The organism is Diaphorobacter aerolatus, from assembly GCF_014489535.1.
Lineage (GTDB): Bacteria > Pseudomonadota > Gammaproteobacteria > Burkholderiales > Burkholderiaceae_C > Diaphorobacter_A > Diaphorobacter_A aerolatus.
This window is the reverse complement of record NZ_CP060783.1, coordinates 3,054,904-3,071,977: the sequence shown is the minus strand read 5'-3', so window position 1 is coordinate 3,071,977 and position 17,074 is coordinate 3,054,904. Positions and strand designations below refer to the sequence as shown.

Here is a 17,074-nt window from a genome sequence, read left to right as displayed (position 1 = left end):
AGTGCCGACATGCTGAACCTTGCCGAATACCGCCAGCGGCCCGCACTGCTGGCCGACTGGCTGCCCTGGGCCGGGCTGATCGGGCCGGGCGTCGTCTTGAACAAGGATGGCTCGTTCCAGCGCACGGCACATTTTCGCGGGCCGGATCTGAACAGCGCCACGCAAGGCGAGCTGATCGCCACGTCGGCACGCTTGAACAACGCACTGCGCCGCCTGGGGTCGGGCTGGGCCTTGTTCATCGAAGCCGAGCGCTGCGCAGCGGCGGGCTATCCACGTTCCGATTTCCCCGAGCCGTTGTCCTGGCTGGTGGAGGAAGAACGCCGTGCAGCCTTCGAGGAATCCGGCCACCACTACGAGAGCGCCTATCACCTGACGCTGGCCTACCTGCCACCAGAAGAATCCCGCGCCCGTGCCGCCAAGATGCTCTATGAGAATGCGCCGGGCGATGGCGTGGACTGGCAGGGTCGGCTGGAAGCCTTCGTGGCGGAAACGGATCGCGTGTTCGACCTGCTCGACGGCGTGATGCCGGAGATTGCCTGGCTCGATGACAGCCAGACACTGACTTACCTGCACGCCACGGTGTCCACGCGGCGCTACCGCGTCGGCGTACCCGAGGTGCCATTCCACATCGACGCATTGCTGGCCGACTCCGCGCTGGTCGGTGGTCTGGCACCCATGCTGGGCGATCAGCACCTGCGCGTGGTGTCGGTGCGAGGCTTTCCGACCTCGACTTGGCCGGGGATTTTGGACGACCTCAACCGCTTGGGCTTCGGCTATCGTTGGGCAACCCGGTTCCTTTGCCTCGACAAAGCCGAAGCGGAAAAAGAGCTTGGACGCCTGCGTCGCCAGTGGTTCGCCAAGCGCAAGAATGTCGTCGCGCTGTTGCGTGAAACGATCTTCCAGCAGGAAAGCCCGCTGGTCGATACCGACGCCAACAACAAGGCCGCCGATGCAGACGCCGCCTTGCAAGAACTGGGCAGCGATCAGGTGGCCTTCGGCTACCTGACGGCCACCGTCACCGTCATGGATGCCGATTCCGCTGTGGCCGACGAGAAGCTGCGCATGGTGGAGCGCGTCATCCAGGGGCGCGGCTTCGTCACCATCCCCGAGACCTTGAACGCAGTGGATGCCTGGCTGTCGTCGATCCCTGGCAACGCCTATGCCAACGTGCGCCAGCCCATCGTCTCGACGCTGAACCTGGCGCACATGATGCCACTGTCCGCCGTGTGGGCCGGTCCGGAGAGGAACGCGCATCTGGATGGCCCGCCGCTGATCGTCACCCGCACCGATGGCGCGACGCCGTTCCGGCTGGTGACGCACATCGGCGATGTGGGCCACACGCTGGTGGCCGGGCCGACCGGCATGGGCAAGTCGGTGTTGCTCGCGACGCTGGCAATGCAGTTTCGCCGCTATCCCGGCTCGCGCATCTTCGCCTTCGACATGGGCCGCTCGATGCGCGCCACCATCCTCGGGCTGGGCGGCGAGCATTACGACCTCGGCAATGACGGGGCGATTGCTTTTCAGCCATTGGCCCGCATCGACCAGGAGGGCTACCGCACCTGGGCCGCCGAATGGGTGGAAGGCCGCCTGTTGCATGAAGGTGTCGTCATTGGCCCGGACGAGAAGGCTGCGATCTGGTCGGCACTAGGCAGCTTGGCCGGTGCGCCAGCGGAGCAACGCACGCTGACGGGCCTGTCGGTACTGCTGCAATCAAACGCACTGCGCCAGGCGCTCGCACCCTATGTGCTGGGTGGTGCCCACGGCAAGCTGCTGGACGCCGATGCCGACCGACTGGGCTCCGGCAGCGTGCAGGGCTTCGAGATGGAAGAGCTGATGCACAGCAAGGCGGCGGTGCTGGCCGTGCTGGGCTACCTGTTCGCCCGCTTCGATGAACGCTTCGACGGCGCACCCACGCTGCTGATCCTCGATGAAGCCTGGCTGTTCCTCGATGACCCGGTGTTTGCCGCCCGCATCCGGCAATGGTTGAAGACGCTGCGAAAGAAGAACGTGAGCGTCATCTTTGCCACCCAGTCGCTGGCCGACATCAAGGATTCGAGCATTGCCCCGGCAGTGATCGAAAGCTGCGCCAGTCGGATTTTTCTCCCTAACCCGCAGGCCACCGAGCCGCAGATTCGCACGATCTACGAAGGCTTTGGGCTGAACGCGCGCCAGATCGAGATCGTGGCGACCGCGCAGCCCAAGCGTGACTACTACTACCAATCGCGCCTGGGCAATCGCCTGTTCGACCTCGACCTGGGGCCAGCCACGCTGGCCTTTGCCGGGGCTTCCATCCCGCAAGACCAACGCGACATGGATCGCGTGCTGCTGGACGCCGGCACACCGGGATTTGCCGGCGCGTGGCTGCGCCATCGCGGCCTCGATTGGGCCGCCGACCTGCTGCCGTCCTCACCGGCAGCAGCGTCCTTCCTCGCTTCTCAACGACCGGAGGTTTCACCATGAAGACCCAGCCCCGTTTGCTGTCCGCCTCGCTCGCCGCCGTGCTGTCGGTGTCGCTGCTGGCCGTTCAGCCCGCATCCGCGCTGACAGTGTTCGACCCGTCGAACTTCGTGCAGAACACGCTGACCGCCGTGCGCACGCTGGAGCAGATCAACAACCAGATCAACCAGCTTCAGAACGAAGCCCAGATGCTGATGAACCAGGCGCGTAATCTGGCGAATCTGGACTTCAACATCGTCAATCGCTTGCGCTCGACGCTCGCCACGACCGAGCGCTTGATCGCCGAGGCGCGCGGTCTGGCCTATGACGTGCAGAGCATGGATGCCACCTTCGCCCGGCTGTACCCGGAGCAGTACGCCGCGACCGTGAGCGGCGACCAGATGCTACGCGACGCGCAGGAGCGCTGGAAGAACACCTTGAATGGTCTGCATACCGCGATGCGGATGCAGGCCCAGGTGTCGCAGAACCTGGCCCAAGACGAAAGCGCACTGTCCGATCTGGTCAGCCAGAGTCAGTCAGCAACCGGCGCGCTGCAAGCCATGCAGGCGACCAACCAGCTTCTGGCCTTACAGGCCAAGCAGTCGATCCAGGCGCAGCAGCTCCAGATCACGCAGGAACGCGCCGCCGCGCTGGAACTGGCACGCCAAGCAGCGGCTGTCGAGCGCGGCCGTGAAGTAACGCGCCGATTCCTGGGCGATGGCACGCCATACACGCCGCAGCGCGTGGATTTCTACGGCAACTGACAGGGGCTGCCATGAACGACGTGACGGTCATCGACCGCTTCCTCGACACCTTCTCGCGCTACATCGACTCGGGTTTTGGGCTGCTGCAGGGCGAAGTCGCGTTCCTCACCGCCACGCTGATCGTCATCGACATGACCATCGCCGGGCTGTACTGGGCGATGAGCCATGCCACCGGCCAGGGCGATGAAGTGATCGCCAAGCTGCTGCGCAAGGTGCTGTACGTCGGTGCCTTCGCCTACATCATCAATAACTTCAACTGGCTGGCCAGCATCGTCTTCCGCTCGTTCGCGGGCCTGGGCCTGACGGCCAGCGGCTCGACGATGAGCATGGGCGAATTCCTGCAACCGGGACGCCTGGCCAAGACCGGCATCGACGCGGCAGCGCCGATCCTTGAGCAGATCAGTGACATGGCGGGCTTCCCCGAGGTGTTCGTGAACATGACGCCCATCGTGGTCATGTTCCTGGCCTGGGCGGTGGTGATCCTGTGTTTCTTCGTGCTGGCGATCCAGCTTTTCATCACCTTGATCGAGTTCAAGCTGACCACGCTCGCGGGCTTCGTACTGGTGCCGTTCGCGCTGTGGAACAAGACCAGCTTTCTCGCCGAAAAGGTGCTGGGCAACGTAGTGTCCTCGGGCATCAAGGTGCTGGTGCTGGCCGTTATCGTCGGCATTGGCTCGGGCCTGTTTGCCGAGTTCCAGGTACATCCGGCCGAGCCGTCCATCGACCATGCGGTGGTCATCATGCTGGCCTCGCTCACGCTGCTGGCGCTGGGAATCTTCGGGCCGGGTATCGCCACCGGGCTGGTCTCCGGCGCACCGCAGCTTGGCGCAGGCGCGATGGCCGGTGCTGCGATTGGTGCCGCAGGCGCGGCGGTTGCCGTAGGTGCTGCGGCCACCGGCGTGGGCGGTGCGGTGATGGCCGGGGCGCGCATGGCACCGGCTGCCGCCAAGCTCGCCGGGGCTGGCGCGCGGGCCGCAACCTCGGCGGCTGGCAGCGCGAAGTCGGCCTTTCAGGCCGGTTCCGCCGCTGCGGGCGGCGGAGCCAAAGGCGCGATGGCAGGGCTGGGCAATGTCGCCAAGGGCGGCGCACAGACCGCTGGTCAGCGCGCTGGTGCAGGCATCAAAGCGGCGGCAGCCAAGGCGGCCGCGCCATTCAAAGCAGGCTGGCAAGGCTCTGGCGCCGATGGCGGCGCAGGCGGTAGCACTGCCGGTTCCGGGCAAACCGCCGCTGGCGATGCCAACGCGCAGAAGCAGGAACAACCCGGCTGGGCCAAGCGCCTGCAACGTCGCCAACAACTCACCCAGGCCACCACCACGGCCGCGCACACGCTGCGCGGTGGCGACGGCGGCGGTTCGGGCCAAGGCCCGAGCCTGCGCCCCGATGAATGACCCGATAGCTGACTTTCAAGGAGAACTCCATGCGATTCAAACGACCGCAGGTGCGCTATGCCGATACGCCGCAGCCTGCCACTCCGTATCAAGCCGCTGCCCAGGTGTGGGACGAGCGCATCGGCTCGGCCCGCGTGCAGGCCAAGAACTGGCGGCTGATGGCCTTTGGCTGCCTGGTGCTCGCGCTGCTGATGGCCGGTGGCCTGGTGTGGCGCTCAGCACAATCCATCGTCACGCCCTATGTCATCGAGGTCGATCAGTCCGGCCAAGTGCGCACCGTGGGCGAAGCGGCCACGCCGTACCGACCCACCGATGCGCAGACGGCGCACCACATCGCGCGCTTCGTGACGCTGGTGCGCTCGCTGTCCATCGACCCCATCGTCGTGCGCCAGAACTGGCTCGATGCCTACGACTACACCACCGATCGGGGCGCGGCGGTGCTCAACGACTATGCGCGGGTGAATGACCCGTTTGCCCGTATCGGCAAGGAGTCGGTGACGGTGCAGATCACCAGTGTGGTTCGCGCCAGTGAGGCGTCGTTCAACGTGCGCTGGACGGAACGCCGCTACGTCAATGGCGCGGCTGCCGGGCTGGAGCGATGGACGGCGGTGGTGTCCATCGTGCAGCAGACCCCGCGCACCGAAGAACGCCTGCGCCGCAACCCGCTGGGCATCTACGTCAATGGCCTGTCGTGGAGCCGTGAACTGGATTCTTCTGAAGGAGCCAAACCATGAATGCACATTTCCGTAAAGCCGCATTGCCGGTGATCTTGCTGGCATCGACTGTCCTGTTTGCGGGCTGCGCCACGCAGGGCAAGCCGCCGCCGGTGATCTCGCTCGATGAACCGGTGCAAGCGCAGCCATTGCCCGAGCCGCCCAAACCCATCGAAGTGGTGGCCGTGCCCGAACCGTTGGCATTGCCCGCGCAGTTGAAGCCGCTGCCGGACGTGGATGCGGCCCCGGCGGCACTGGAGCCTGCTGACGAGAAGGTGCGCGTCTCCCGCGCCAATGCCGAGGCACGGATCGCGCCGACCCGCGAGGGCTACGTCAATGCGATTCAGGTCTGGCCCTTCACCGATGGCGCGCTGTACCAGGTCTATGCGTCGGTGGGTCGCGTGACGGTGATCGCGCTCCAACCCGGCGAGGAACTGGTGACGGTCGCTGCGGGCGACACGGTGCGCTGGATCGTGGGTGACACCTCCAGCGGCAGCGGGGCCGATTTGCGCGTCAATGTGCTGGTCAAGCCTATTCGTTCCGGCTTGAAGACCAATCTGGTCATCACGACCAGCCGCAGGACGTACCTGCTGGAACTGACCTCGACCGACAAGGCATGGATGGCGTCGGTGTCCTGGGACTATCCCAAGGATCGGATGCTGGCCTTGCAGCGCCAGGCGCAAGCCGCCAACGCGGCCGCGCCGGTCGATGCGGGCCTGTCGTTGGAGAACATCCGATTTCGCTATGCAATCAGCGGCAGCAATCCACCGTGGAAGCCGCTGCGCGCCTTCGATGATGGAGAGAAGGTCTATATCCAGTTCCCGGCAGGCATCGCCCAGGGCGAACTGCCCCCACTGTTCGTCATCGGTGCGCAGGGGGATGGGCAACTGGTGAACTATCGCTTCCGCTCGCCGTACTACATCGTGGATCGCCTGTTCGGTGCGGCCGAACTTCGCCTGGGCGCCGACAAGGGCGACGTGGTGCGCATCGAGCGCACGGATGGCATTGCCGGGAGGAACTGAGTATGAGCCAGGATGACATTCCCGACCTTGCCACGCCTCAGGCGGACAAGGTGGCTCCCGAGGCGGTGGCGCTGCGCGCCCAACCGCGCCCGGTCACGCGCCTGAACCGGCGCACGCTGGCGATCCTCGCCGGCTGCTTGTCGGTTGGCGTGATGGGCGCACTGATCTGGTCGCTGCAGCCGCAGCAACGCGGCGCGGGTGAATCCACCGAGCTGTACAACGTGGATCGCGTGTCCAAGTCGGAGGGACTGGATGCGCTGCCAACGGACTATTCCAAGCTGCCACCGCTGCCGCCCGACGTGCCGGAACTGGGGCCTCCTTTGCCTGGCGACCTGGGGCCAGCCATCGTGAACTCGCAGCAGCCGGTCGCCGCCACCTATGCCGCGCCCGGCTACGACCCCAACGATGCGCTGCGCAAGGAAGAAGAAGCGGCGGCAGCTTCATCGGTGTTCTTTCGCACTGGCTCCCCGCAGGCTGCGCCCGTGGCGCAGTCGCAGGTCGCCGCCGCACCGGGCTTCGCTGCCAATGCCGCTTTCGATCCCCTGGCCGCTGGCCCGGCCTCGACGGCGGCCCAGCCTGCTGATCCGACTGCCGTGCAGAACCGGCAAGACCAGAAAGAGGCGTTCCTGACAGGCGGTTCTACGGAAACCCGTAACTCCGGCAACCTGCAAATACCCACCTCGCCGTATCAAGTGATGGTTGGAACGGTCATTGCTGGGGCACTGGTCACGGGCATCAAGTCCGACCTGCCGGGCGATGTGATCGCCACGGTGACGGAACCGATCTACGACACGGCCACTGGCAAGTTCCTGCTGATCCCGCAGGGTTCGCGCATCTTGGGCAAGTACAACAGCCAGGTCAGCTATGGCCAGAGCCGCGTGCAGGTGGTGTGGAACCGCATCATCCTGCCGGATACGTCTTCGCTCACGCTCGACAACCTGATCGGCACCGACCCGGCAGGTTATGCGGGTCTGGAAGACGATGTGGACTGGCATTGGGATCGGATCTTTGCCGGTGCCGTGCTGACCACGCTGCTGGGCGTCGGTGCCGAACTGGCCGCACCCGAGAACCGCCAGGACGGTGATCGCGTCATCATCGCCGGGCGCGACAGCCTGCAGGACACCGTGAACCAGGTCGGCCAGGAAGTGACCCGGCGCAACCTCAACATCCAGCCCACGCTGACCAGCCGCCCCGGCTTGCCGGTGCGCATCATCGTGAACCGTGATCTGGTGCTGCGGCCCTATCAGCCGCTGTTCTTCATCAAGGGGACTTCACGATGAGCACAACCAGGAAACTACGGCTGGGGCCGCTGCCCAAGATCGAGAGCGTGAAGCTGACCTTCGCCTGCCCGGCCAGCTTGAAAGCCGATCTCGACCGCTACGCCGCACTGCATGCGCAGGCGTATGGCGAGGCGGTTGATGCCACGACGCTGATCCCGCACATGCTGGAGGCGTTCATGGCGGGGGATCGAAACTTCAAGCGGCTCTCAAAGTGAGGGAATGACACGAGAGCAGCTTAGGCAATCAGCGATCAGGATGGTTGCCCATCAATAGGCGCGTTGCTCGGTTGCAGTCTAATACTTTGGAGCACCTGGATTTCCTGGTTTCCGCTGTAGTCCTGTTGACTCCACGAGGGCACCGATGCGTAGTGCCGAAAAGTTTGCTTGAATTCCTCTTCCTCGAAGAATCCCAAAAGGTTTCCATCATCTCTCTCGGAGAAAGGCAGGGCATAGACGTACATGTAGCACCCCAGTCGGAATTCACACAAGACATGGGGCATCTTCGAATGAGGCTCCTTGCGGATGTACAAAGTGATCTGGGCCGATGGGTCGGGAGGGAGCATTACCACTGCAGCGGCTATCTTCGGCAAAGGAGCTTCGGAAGATTCGCCATAGCGTACCCAACGGATCGTTTTCGCCAGTGCAGGAAGTTCTTGTTCTGGAATAACAGATAGGGCGATCTTGCTCAGAGCGCGGTAGAAACTCTGTGGGACTATGGGTTTTCCCGTTCCTAGTTGCGCAGTCAGTACGCCGGAAGCATCCTCAGAGATTTTCTCGGATACAACGACCATCATCTTGTCGTTGTTGCCATCACGGAACAGCCTGCCCCCTGGGAATTTAACAGTAGGCAATGACCCGCGAGCTTCAATGCCGAGAAACACCCGCTGGATATTGAGAAGCTCGACAAGGGTGGGCTCGATCTTGTCTCCGAAATACTGATTGCAATCGTCACATTCGTCAGCGAGCTTGAGGTACTTGTTGCCCAGTGCGGCTGGAATGGCATGGGCCTCCTTATTGAATTGTGCTCCAGTCTTCCTTGAGTTGCCACAAAATCGACAAGTTCTGTCTGCCTTCTTGGCATTGCCGATGTTGAAATGTTTGTCGGTTCGAGGCATGCACAAGTCATATTTCTCAAGCAAGCGCCCGAAGACCTGCAAGTGTTCATCTAGAGGTTGCTCTTGCGGATGATTGAGCTGGTGCAGTACCTGCTCATAGCGAAATTGCTCAGCCGTTGAGGACGGCGGCGTTGGCAGGAGCAGGAAGAACTCCCCGTCAGGCATGTCGTCGAGCATCTTGCGCAAGCGGAACAGATGTGGCGTTTTAGCCGCATGCCGATCGACGTAATCGTGGACCTTGTTCCTGAGTTCTGGCGTTGCGCACTGGATTGTGTCGATCGAAACCTTTGGAGGCTCGACTTTGCCAAAGATTGACGCAAAGTCGATCACTGGCCCGGCCGCTTCGGGGGTAAAAGTGACGATCAAGCCACTCGTCCCGCGCTCAGTCATGAACGTCCAATGAAAGCCATGACTAACGCCTGTCTCGGTAAATAGCACACCCGCCGCTTCCAACGCTTGACGGATGGCAAGCGCGTTGTTTGGTATAGGACTGCGCTGCCCGCGTTCGAAGTCAGCGATCGTGGAGATTGCAACCCCTGCCTTGGCGGCGAGATCTTGCTGCGACCAGCCGAGCAAGCTGCGCGCGGCACGAACTTGCTCCGGTCTTGGAATGGTTTCTGATGCCATAAAACACGATGTCAGTTAAAAAATATGACATCAATTATTCTATGAAAGAGTTTGGGAGTCAAGCCATGGGTCAAGCTGGGATGTGAAGAACTGGGCTATGCTGACAACCTGCTGTTCGCAATGTCCATCGGTTTTCGATACCGATGCAACGCGACATGGCTTGCCACTGCGACGCTCCTATGTGGCTCCTAGACCACGAAGTCGCACCTCTGCAAAGCAGCCTAAGAACGAGCTAACCTGCTGTCTCATATACAGTTTCAAGTTTTGCGTGAGCCGCATAAAAGACTTGACACCGGCCCTTTTTTGGGGCTGGCAGGAATCCGAGGAAAAAACCGTGGCCCGGACAGCGCAGGTCTATGCGCGCACCGCTTTGCCGGTGATCGAGCTGCCACTGCTCATCCAGTACCTCGAAAGCGAGAGCAAGCGCAAGGGCAGCCGCATCACGGCACCGCTGGTGCGACAGGCGAAGGCGCTGTACGAGAAAAAGCAATACGGCCCGCTCTATGAGTTGATGTGGCAGGAGCGCACCTTTCGCCAGCAACTGCTCGACGGCAAGGCGTTACCGGGCGACAGTCCCCAGTACGCGCAATGGGAAGCCGCCCGTGCGGCTTTTTCACCCGTTGAACCCAAGCCGTTCACATCGCGCTGGGCCATGAGTTACGAGCCCGGCGCGGGGCTGCAGCCGGTTCAGGCGCTGACTTCCACGTTCCTGCATGGCAGCACCGCGCACCTGATCGGCAATATGGTGTTTCTGTTCCTGTTCGGCTTCACGCTCGAGATGGCGCTCGGGCCGTTTGTCTATCTCGCGTTCTACCTGCTTTGCGGTTTCGGCGCGTCGCTGTTCGCGGGACTGTTCTACGACAACATGGGTGGCTTCGGACTTGGAGCGTCCGGCGCGATAGCGGGATTGATGGCCATGTATGCGGTGATGTACCGCATGCGGCGCATCCGCTTTTTCTACATGCTGGCGTTTTATTTCAACTACGCCGTGTGGCCCGCGCTGGTGGTGCTTCCGGTCTGGATGGCGTTCGAGCTGGCCCAGCACTTCATCGGCGGGCGCGAGGTGGCCTATATGGCGCACTTTGGCGGGTTGCTGGTTGGCGCGATCACCATGTGGTTGTACATGCGCGTAAAAGCCGTGGAGACACCGGTCGATGAGGAAGGCGAAAAGAAGAAAGCCGCTCTGGCACAGCAGGAGGCCGTGAATCAGGCCATCCGCCATGCGCAGAAACATACCCATGCGCTGGATTTCAATCAGGCCACCAAGGCCTGGAGGCACGCGGCGAAACTTGCGCCTGGCCATCTGAAAATCCTCAGGTCGTGGTTTGAAAGCGCCCGTCATGCGCCTGCCAGTGAAGACTTCCATGCCGCTGCGCGCTCGATCTTCAAGCTGCCCGGTCATACCGACGCCGAACGCCAGTTGCAGCACCATGCGTGGCGCAGCTACTGCGAGCGCGCGCAGCCCGTTCCGCGCATCACGGAAAGCACCATGCATGCGCTGGCGCGCAACTTCGTCAGGCAAGGCGAACTGGCGGACGCGCAGAAGCTGTGCCGGATGCTGGAGGGATCCGCGACGCATCCGCAGTGGGCCGGGACACTCACCATGCTGGTCAACGGCATGGCCAAGACCGGCAAGCTGGAAGACGCGCGCGCGTGGTTGCCCGCGTTGCAGCGCGATGCGCCTCAGGAGGCCATCACGCGCTGGCTCGCCATGCAGCAGCCCGCGGCGTGACTTCAACAAATCCCGGGGTCGCTCATCACATGTCGTAACATTACCGCTCTGAAGACATAAGGGACTCTCGGGAGGAGACCATGAGGCCATCGCGCAGACGCGAAGATGATGATGATGACGACACGCAGGAAACCGCCAGATGGAACATTCCACCGTTCTGGCAAAGGCTCAACAGCTTCTTCCTGTTCCCGTTCCAGACCGAACCCCTGATCTACGCCACGATTCTGGCGCTGTGCAGCTATTTGCTGACGCTTGGGTTCTTCTTTTCCATGGTGGTCGGCATTGGCCTCATGCTGGCGATCAGCCGTTACGCGTTCAAGGTGGCGGCACTTGCTTCACGCGGCATCACCGACAGTGCCGACTACCGCCCGCACATGGTCGACGACGACTGGAAGTCGCTTCCGTGGAAATTCTTTGGCGTGCTGGTCGTTCACGGCCTCGTCATCGGATGGCTGAGCCATGCCAGCGGGGCCTGGGAGCGCTCGGCAGTCTGCTCTCGTCCCTTGCGATTCCTGCAACGCTGATGGTGTTGATCAACACCGCCAGCCTGCGCGCGGCCATCAATCTGTTCAACCTGCTGGGCACCATTTCCGGCGTCGGCAAATCGTATTGGTTGCTGTGTCTTTTCCTGTATCTGCTGATGCAGGGCGCCCCCATGGCGATTGGCCTGCTGTTGCCCATCGTGCCGAAGTTCGTGCTGATTCCGCTGTCCGCATTCGCCGTGATCTATTTCTCATGGGTCATGGCGGCCATGATCGGCTACGTGATGTACCAGCATCACTCAGAACTCGACATCGAGCCGGTGATGGCACCCGACGGTCCGCAGATCGAGCCCGAAGACCCGGCCATTGCAGAGGCCCGACGCCGCGACGCCGCGGTCGCGAACCTGGTACAGAACGGCGACATGCAGGGCGCCCTTGGAACCGCGCGCGAATGGCAACGTACCGGCTCGGACAACGTGGACGATCAGCGCCGATATCACCGCGTGCTGAAACTCACCGAACAGACGGATGAATTGACGCGCCATGCGCAGCGCCTGATTCCGTTGCTGCTGCAACGCAAGCACGAAAGCGAGGCTCTGGAGGTGTGGAGCAGTTGCTACAAGCGCGCGCCGCAGTTCAAGCTCGACTCGGCTGAAATCACCCTCGCCCTCGCGCAATACGCATGGAAAGGCATGCAGGTGCGCCATGTCCTGGCGTTGCTGCAGACCTTTGAAAAACACCATCCGGCGCATGCGCTCACGCCCGCCGCGCAGGAACTCATCGTGCGCGCACTCAAGCTGGGCACCGACAAACCCGAACAGGCCCTGCGCGTGTTCATGCGCATGAAGTCGCGCTACCCCGATCATCCCAGCACCCAGGAGGCGGAATGGGTGCTGCGCGACGAACTCAAGCAGGTGATGGCGGCGGGCTAGGGCCTGTTCACACAACGCACGGGATCGCATTTGCTTAATGCACGACCATCAGCGTAAACGGCCACACATAAGCCTGCATGGTCACGTACAGGCCGACCAGGCAAGCCAGCGCAATCGAGTGGAAGAACACGTAACGCAGGATGTCTCCTTCATGATTGAACCAGCGCGTTGCCGTGGAGGCCACCACGATCGACTGGGCGTCGATCATCTTGCCCATCACGCCGCCTGAACTGTTGGCGGCGCCCATGAGGTTGGGTGACAGTCCCAGTTGATCCGCCGCCACCTTCTGCATGCCGCCGAACAGCACGTTCGATGCGGTGTCCGAGCCCGTGAGCGCAACACCCAGCCAGCCCATCAACGTTCCAAAGAACGGGTACAGCACGCCGGTGTTGGCGAACGCGAGGCCGAGCGTCGTGTCGGTGCCCGAGTAGCGCGTCAGCGTGCCCAGCGCCAGCATCAGCACGATGGTCAAGAGCGAGAAGCGCACCAGCCAGATCGTCTTCAGGAAGGTGCGCACGATGGCGACTGGGTTGTACTTCATGAAGAAGCCGCTGATCACAGCGGAAAGCAGAATCGCGGTGCCGGTGGCGGACAGCAGATTCAGCGTGTAGACCGCGCCTTCCTTGGTCGGCTGCGGCACCACCGGTGGCACTTTCTCGATCAGGTTGTGCAGGCCGGACATCGGGAACGCGGGTGCGAAGATGCCGTTGAGCCAGGCCTTCACCGACGGCAGGCCCCAGATGAACACGAATATCGAAAGAATCACCCAGGGCATCCACGCGGCGATCAGCGCCTCGCGGCTGTGCTTGACGATCGGTTGGGGCGGCTTCACTTCCGACGCGCTCACGTCCTTGCCGCGCAGCGATGCCGAGGTCCAGATCTTCTTGGGTTGCCACACGCGCAGAAAACCGACGAGGCATGCCATCGAGACGATGGCCGCAATGATGTCCACCAGCTCGGGGCCGATGTAGTTCGACACCAGGAACTGCGGAATGGCAAAGCTCAGGCCGGCCACGAGAATCGCCGGCCAGATTTCTATCATGCCCTTGCGACCGGCAAACGCCCAGATCAGCCAGAACGGCACCAGCACCGAGAAGAACGGCAACTGGCGGCCAATCATCGCGGTCACTTCCATCAGATCGTAGCCGTGCACCTTGGCCAGCGTGATCACCGGCGTGCCCAGCGCGCCGAAGGCCACCGGAGCGGTATTGGCAATCAGCGACAGGCCCGAGGCGGCCAGCGGCGAGAAGCCCAGGCCGATCAGGATCGCCGCCGTCACCGCCACCGGCGTGCCGAAGCCCGCCGCGCCTTCAAAGAAGGCACCGAAGCAGAACGCGATCAGTAACAACTGGATGCGGCGGTCCTCGGTGATGCCCGAGAGCGAATCCTGCAGCACCTTGAAGCTCCCGTTCTGCTCGGTGAGCTGGTGCAGGAAGATGATGTTCAACACGATCCAGCCAATCGGCAGCAGACCGGTGAAGCCGCCGAACAACGCCGCGCGGCCCGCCATGTCGGCGGGCATGCCGTAGGCAAAAATCGCGACGAGCAACGCCGCGATCAGCCCCATGCCTGCGGCGATATGTGCCTTGATGTGAAAGAACCCGAGCGCGGCGAGCATCACCACGACGGGGATTGCTGCGAGCAAGGTGGAAACCACCATGTTGCCAATAGGATCGTAAACCTGCTGCCAAATCATCTGATACGCCCCTTTTTTGAATAGACCAACTGTTGTGAATTGCTTGCTTGGATCGGTCGCCCAAGCGATGGGCAACGATCAGTTTCATGCAACTTTTTTGACATGCGTGAGCGGGCAAACCCGCTTTTTGCAAAACGGGAGCGAGTCTATTGGAACGAATACCGAATCCGAGCGAAAGCAACGCGCCCAGAGTCGATCCAGGCACTGAATTCTTTTCAACTGCCTGCGGAAAATTTCAAATGAATGACGCGAACCGCAGCTCCTGGCGATCAGGGCCGGTGCACGCCAGCGCCGCACTCACGCGGTGATCACACCACCACCAAGGCACACGTCGCCGTCATACAGCACCGCCGACTGGCCCGGCGTGACGGCCCATTGCGCCTCGGGGAAATGCAGGCGAAAGGTCTGCCCGTCGGCGTGCACCACGCTGCATTGCGCGTCCTGCTGGCGGTAGCGGGACTTGGCCGCACAGCTGCCCTGAACCGGCGGGTGGCCCGAAATCCAGCTCGCGTCCTGCGCCTGCAAGTCGTGCGACAGCAGCCATGGGTGGTCATGCCCCTGCACCACGCGCAGCGTGTTCTTTTCAAGGTCCTTGCGCGCAACAAACCATGGCGAGTGATCGCCCGCGCCGCGCTGTACACCCTTGTCCTTCACGCCGCCGATGCCAAGGCCCTGACGCTGGCCGAGCGTGTAGAACGACAGCCCCACATGCCTGCCGAGCTTGCGACCGCGATCATCGATGATCGGGCCGGGTTCGTGCTTGATGTAGCGGTTCAGGAAATCGCGGAAAGGCCGCTCACCGATGAAGCAGATGCCGGTCGAGTCCTTCTTCTTCGCGTTCGGCAGGCCGATTTCTTCGGCAATGCGGCGCACCTCGGTCTTGTGCAGCTCACCGACGGGGAACATCGACCGCGAGAGCTGCGCCTGATTGAGGCGGTGCAGAAAATAGCTCTGGTCCTTGGACGGATCGAGCCCCTTGAGCAACTCGAACAGCCGCGTCTCGTCGTTCTGGCGCACGCGTGCGTAGTGGCCCGTGGCGATTTTTTCGGCACCAAGGCGCATGGCGTGATCGAGAAACGCCTTGAACTTGATCTCGGCGTTGCACAGCACGTCCGGATTCGGCGTGCGCCCGGCCTCGTACTCGCGCAGGAACTCGGCGAACACGCGGTCCTTGTACTCGGCGGCGAAATTCACATGCTCGATCTCGATGCCGATGACGTCGGCGACCGCCGCCGCATCGACGAAATCGACATTCGAGGAACAGAACTCGCTGTCGTCGTCATCTTCCCAGTTCTTCATGAAGATGCCGACCACCTCGTGGCCCTGCTTTTTCAGCAGATACGCGGTGACCGCCGAATCCACGCCGCCCGACAGGCCGACGACGACACGATGCCGGGAAGCGGAAGAAGATGAAAAGGATGAAGGAGAAACGCTCATGGGGGCCATATTGTATTTTTTTGGCCCGCGCCGTGCTGCCAACGGCATTGCATATCCCTTGAGCGGGCGCTTCACGATCCCCACAGGAAAGAAACAAATCGCAACGTTATTGCAAATTCGCCCATCGTTAAGGGCGAGGGTTAAACTCGCCCCCATCCGACAAGCGCTTGCGTGCGATTTCCCTACCCTGCTTTTGCAGTGCCTGTCATCGCATCGCGGCTGCCATGAATGCGATCCTGACGGCTTGTCTATGGCCTGCACGATCAATCCAACGGGCCCGTAGGCGACCACAGTTTCCCCTCGAATGCGTGAAGACAAGGCCATCCGAGCACTCTTCACTCCCGACAACGGAGTCAGTCTTGAAGAAAGAATTCGGCGCACTCTGCGCCGTGCTCATCGCCACCTCCGCACTTCCCGCAGCGGCGCAACAGGCCCGGGATTTCACGGTCTATGGCGTCATGGACCTCGGCGTGCGCCGCTCGTCCGGGCTCTCGGCCGACCATGCGCCCATCGGCACCTCACAAAGCGGCGTGACCAGCGGCATCAACGATACGAGCCGCTGGGGCGTGCGCGGCGTCACGCCGCTCAGCGGTGGCCTCAGCACCATCTGGGAGCTGGAATCGGGCATCAACGCCGATACCGGCACGCAGACCCACGGCGGCAAATACTTTGATCGCGGGAGCTGGATCGGCCTGCGGGACAGCACCGGCAGCCTGCTCACCGTAGGCCGCCAGACCTCGCTGCTGGCAGACTCGCTCACGTCGATCGACCCTCTGCAAAAGCGCCTGCCCGATCTGAACCCCAACCTCACCATCGGCGCGCTGAGCCAGCCGGGTCTTACGAGCCAATACGGCAACACCGGCCTTGCCGGCAACGCCTACTGGCTGGACAACGCGGTCAAATTCACCAGCCAGAGCACCAGTTTCCGCACGAGCGCCATGTACAGCTTTGGCGAGCAGGCGGGTGACCGCAAGCCCTTGTCCTCCACCGGCCTCGCCATGAGCGTCGAAGACCGGGGCGCTACGCTCTCGGGCGCCTACCAGACGTTCAAGGACGCCGAAGGCCACGCGCTCAAGGCATGGACCGCAGGCCTTGCCTACCAGTCGGGCAACACGCGCCTTGCGGCCTCGGCAACCCACAGCAAGGCCGATCAAGGCGACTTCGCAAGCACCACGCAGCGCGTCTACTCGCTGGGCGCGACCCTTTCGACCACCACCAAGGCCGATTGGACGCTGGCCTACTACAAGGTCGCCCGCGAGCGCTCGCAATACGCCGACGACGGCTTTGGGCGCTTTGTCGCGTTCTACGAATACAAGATCTCGTATCGCACCAAGCTGTATGCCGAATTCGATCTGACGAATTGGGACGACGGCTACCAGGGCCCAGGCAACAAGAGCCGCGCGACCGGGTTCGGGGTCGGGATGCAGTATCGGTTCTGATCCCTGACGGCC

Annotated in this window: 14 protein-coding genes; 11 read left to right on the top strand and 3 right to left on the bottom strand. The window is 62.5% G+C overall.

The window, feature by feature from the left end:
- The first annotated feature begins 9 nt into the window (after positions 1-9).
- From trbE to H9K75_RS14235, 7 genes are read left to right on the top strand one after another with little or no spacing between them, the layout of a single operon-like run.
- Complete coding sequence (gene trbE, locus H9K75_RS14265) at positions 10-2,460, top strand: conjugal transfer protein TrbE (protein WP_124164494.1); 2,451 nt, start codon at positions 10-12, stop codon at positions 2,458-2,460.
- The gene (gene trbJ, locus H9K75_RS14260) at positions 2,457-3,200 is read left to right on the top strand and encodes a P-type conjugative transfer protein TrbJ (protein WP_124164495.1); all 744 of its coding nucleotides are present in this window, start codon (positions 2,457-2,459) and stop codon (positions 3,198-3,200) included. The genes trbE and trbJ overlap by 4 nt, the downstream gene beginning before the upstream one ends.
- Positions 3,201-3,211: 11 nt before the next feature.
- On the top strand, positions 3,212-4,588 hold the full coding sequence (gene trbL / locus H9K75_RS14255) for a P-type conjugative transfer protein TrbL (protein ID WP_003462906.1): 1,377 nt from the start codon (positions 3,212-3,214) through the stop codon (positions 4,586-4,588).
- Positions 4,589-4,617: 29 nt separating this feature from the next.
- A complete protein-coding gene (gene trbF / locus H9K75_RS14250; RefSeq protein ID WP_003462903.1) occupies positions 4,618-5,322 on the top strand; it encodes a conjugal transfer protein TrbF in 705 nt (234 codons plus the stop codon).
- On the top strand, positions 5,319-6,323 hold the full coding sequence (gene trbG / locus H9K75_RS14245) for a P-type conjugative transfer protein TrbG (protein WP_003462900.1): 1,005 nt from the start codon (positions 5,319-5,321) through the stop codon (positions 6,321-6,323). The genes trbF and trbG overlap by 4 nt, the downstream gene beginning before the upstream one ends.
- Before the next feature lie 2 nt (positions 6,324-6,325).
- Positions 6,326-7,603: a TrbI/VirB10 family protein gene (locus H9K75_RS14240; protein ID WP_003462898.1), complete on the top strand. Its 1,278-nt coding sequence runs from the start codon at positions 6,326-6,328 to the stop codon at positions 7,601-7,603.
- On the top strand, positions 7,600-7,818 hold the full coding sequence (locus H9K75_RS14235) for a DUF2274 domain-containing protein (RefSeq protein ID WP_003462895.1): 219 nt from the start codon (positions 7,600-7,602) through the stop codon (positions 7,816-7,818). Before H9K75_RS14240 ends, H9K75_RS14235 begins: the two co-directional genes overlap by 4 nt.
- Positions 7,819-7,853: 35 nt before the next feature.
- Here H9K75_RS14235 and H9K75_RS14230 read toward each other — a convergent pair whose 3' ends face one another.
- Positions 7,854-9,344, bottom strand: a complete 1,491-nt coding sequence (locus tag H9K75_RS14230) for a helix-turn-helix domain-containing protein (RefSeq protein ID WP_003462893.1) — start codon at positions 9,342-9,344, stop codon at positions 7,854-7,856.
- 334 nt (positions 9,345-9,678) lie between these two features.
- Between H9K75_RS14230 and H9K75_RS14225 the strand changes: the two genes are divergently transcribed.
- The 3 genes from H9K75_RS14225 (at position 9,679) to H9K75_RS14220 (ending at position 12,490) form a co-directional block, all read left to right on the top strand.
- On the top strand, positions 9,679-11,076 hold the full coding sequence (locus H9K75_RS14225; protein WP_226858221.1) for a rhomboid family protein: 1,398 nt from the start codon (positions 9,679-9,681) through the stop codon (positions 11,074-11,076).
- 80 nt (positions 11,077-11,156) lie between these two features.
- Positions 11,157-11,600: a hypothetical protein gene (locus H9K75_RS24020; protein ID WP_226858220.1), complete on the top strand. Its 444-nt coding sequence runs from the start codon at positions 11,157-11,159 to the stop codon at positions 11,598-11,600.
- The gene (locus tag H9K75_RS14220) at positions 11,600-12,490 is read left to right on the top strand and encodes a tetratricopeptide repeat protein (RefSeq protein ID WP_226858218.1); all 891 of its coding nucleotides are present in this window, start codon (positions 11,600-11,602) and stop codon (positions 12,488-12,490) included. Before H9K75_RS24020 ends, H9K75_RS14220 begins: the two co-directional genes overlap by 1 nt.
- A 34-nt stretch (positions 12,491-12,524) precedes the next feature.
- Here the strand turns inward: H9K75_RS14220 and H9K75_RS14215 are convergent, their stop codons facing one another.
- Both H9K75_RS14215 and mnmA read right to left on the bottom strand, forming a co-directional pair.
- The gene (locus H9K75_RS14215; protein WP_187723148.1) at positions 12,525-14,186 is read right to left on the bottom strand and encodes an L-lactate permease; all 1,662 of its coding nucleotides are present in this window, start codon (positions 14,184-14,186) and stop codon (positions 12,525-12,527) included.
- Between the two features lie 297 nt (positions 14,187-14,483).
- On the bottom strand, positions 14,484-15,623 hold the full coding sequence (mnmA, locus tag H9K75_RS14210; protein ID WP_187723147.1) for a tRNA 2-thiouridine(34) synthase MnmA: 1,140 nt from the start codon (positions 15,621-15,623) through the stop codon (positions 14,484-14,486).
- A 359-nt stretch (positions 15,624-15,982) separates the two neighbouring features.
- Here mnmA and H9K75_RS14205 point away from each other — a divergent pair, with 359 nt between their 5' ends.
- Complete coding sequence (locus H9K75_RS14205; RefSeq protein ID WP_226858213.1) at positions 15,983-17,062, top strand: porin; 1,080 nt, start codon at positions 15,983-15,985, stop codon at positions 17,060-17,062.
- The last annotated feature ends 12 nt before the right edge of the window (positions 17,063-17,074 follow it).

What these genes read in the sequence shown, in the direction of transcription:
- mnmA (WP_187723147.1), bottom strand. Translation starts at nt 15,623, where the DNA reads ATGAGCGTTTCTCCTTCATCCTTTTCATCTTCTTCCGCTTCCCGGCAT.
- trbJ (WP_124164495.1), top strand. Translation starts at nt 2,457, where the DNA reads ATGAAGACCCAGCCCCGTTTGCTGTCCGCCTCGCTCGCCGCCGTGCTG.
- H9K75_RS24020 (WP_226858220.1), top strand. Translation starts at nt 11,157, where the DNA reads ATGAGGCCATCGCGCAGACGCGAAGATGATGATGATGACGACACGCAG.
- trbG (WP_003462900.1), top strand. Translation starts at nt 5,319, where the DNA reads ATGAATGCACATTTCCGTAAAGCCGCATTGCCGGTGATCTTGCTGGCA.
- H9K75_RS14230 (WP_003462893.1), bottom strand. Translation starts at nt 9,344, where the DNA reads ATGGCATCAGAAACCATTCCAAGACCGGAGCAAGTTCGTGCCGCGCGC.
- trbE (WP_124164494.1), top strand. Translation starts at nt 10, where the DNA reads ATGCTGAACCTTGCCGAATACCGCCAGCGGCCCGCACTGCTGGCCGAC.
- trbL (WP_003462906.1), top strand. Translation starts at nt 3,212, where the DNA reads ATGAACGACGTGACGGTCATCGACCGCTTCCTCGACACCTTCTCGCGC.
- H9K75_RS14215 (WP_187723148.1), bottom strand. Translation starts at nt 14,186, where the DNA reads ATGATTTGGCAGCAGGTTTACGATCCTATTGGCAACATGGTGGTTTCC.
- trbF (WP_003462903.1), top strand. Translation starts at nt 4,618, where the DNA reads ATGCGATTCAAACGACCGCAGGTGCGCTATGCCGATACGCCGCAGCCT.
- H9K75_RS14220 (WP_226858218.1), top strand. Translation starts at nt 11,600, where the DNA reads ATGGTGTTGATCAACACCGCCAGCCTGCGCGCGGCCATCAATCTGTTC.
- H9K75_RS14235 (WP_003462895.1), top strand. Translation starts at nt 7,600, where the DNA reads ATGAGCACAACCAGGAAACTACGGCTGGGGCCGCTGCCCAAGATCGAG.
- H9K75_RS14240 (WP_003462898.1), top strand. Translation starts at nt 6,326, where the DNA reads ATGAGCCAGGATGACATTCCCGACCTTGCCACGCCTCAGGCGGACAAG.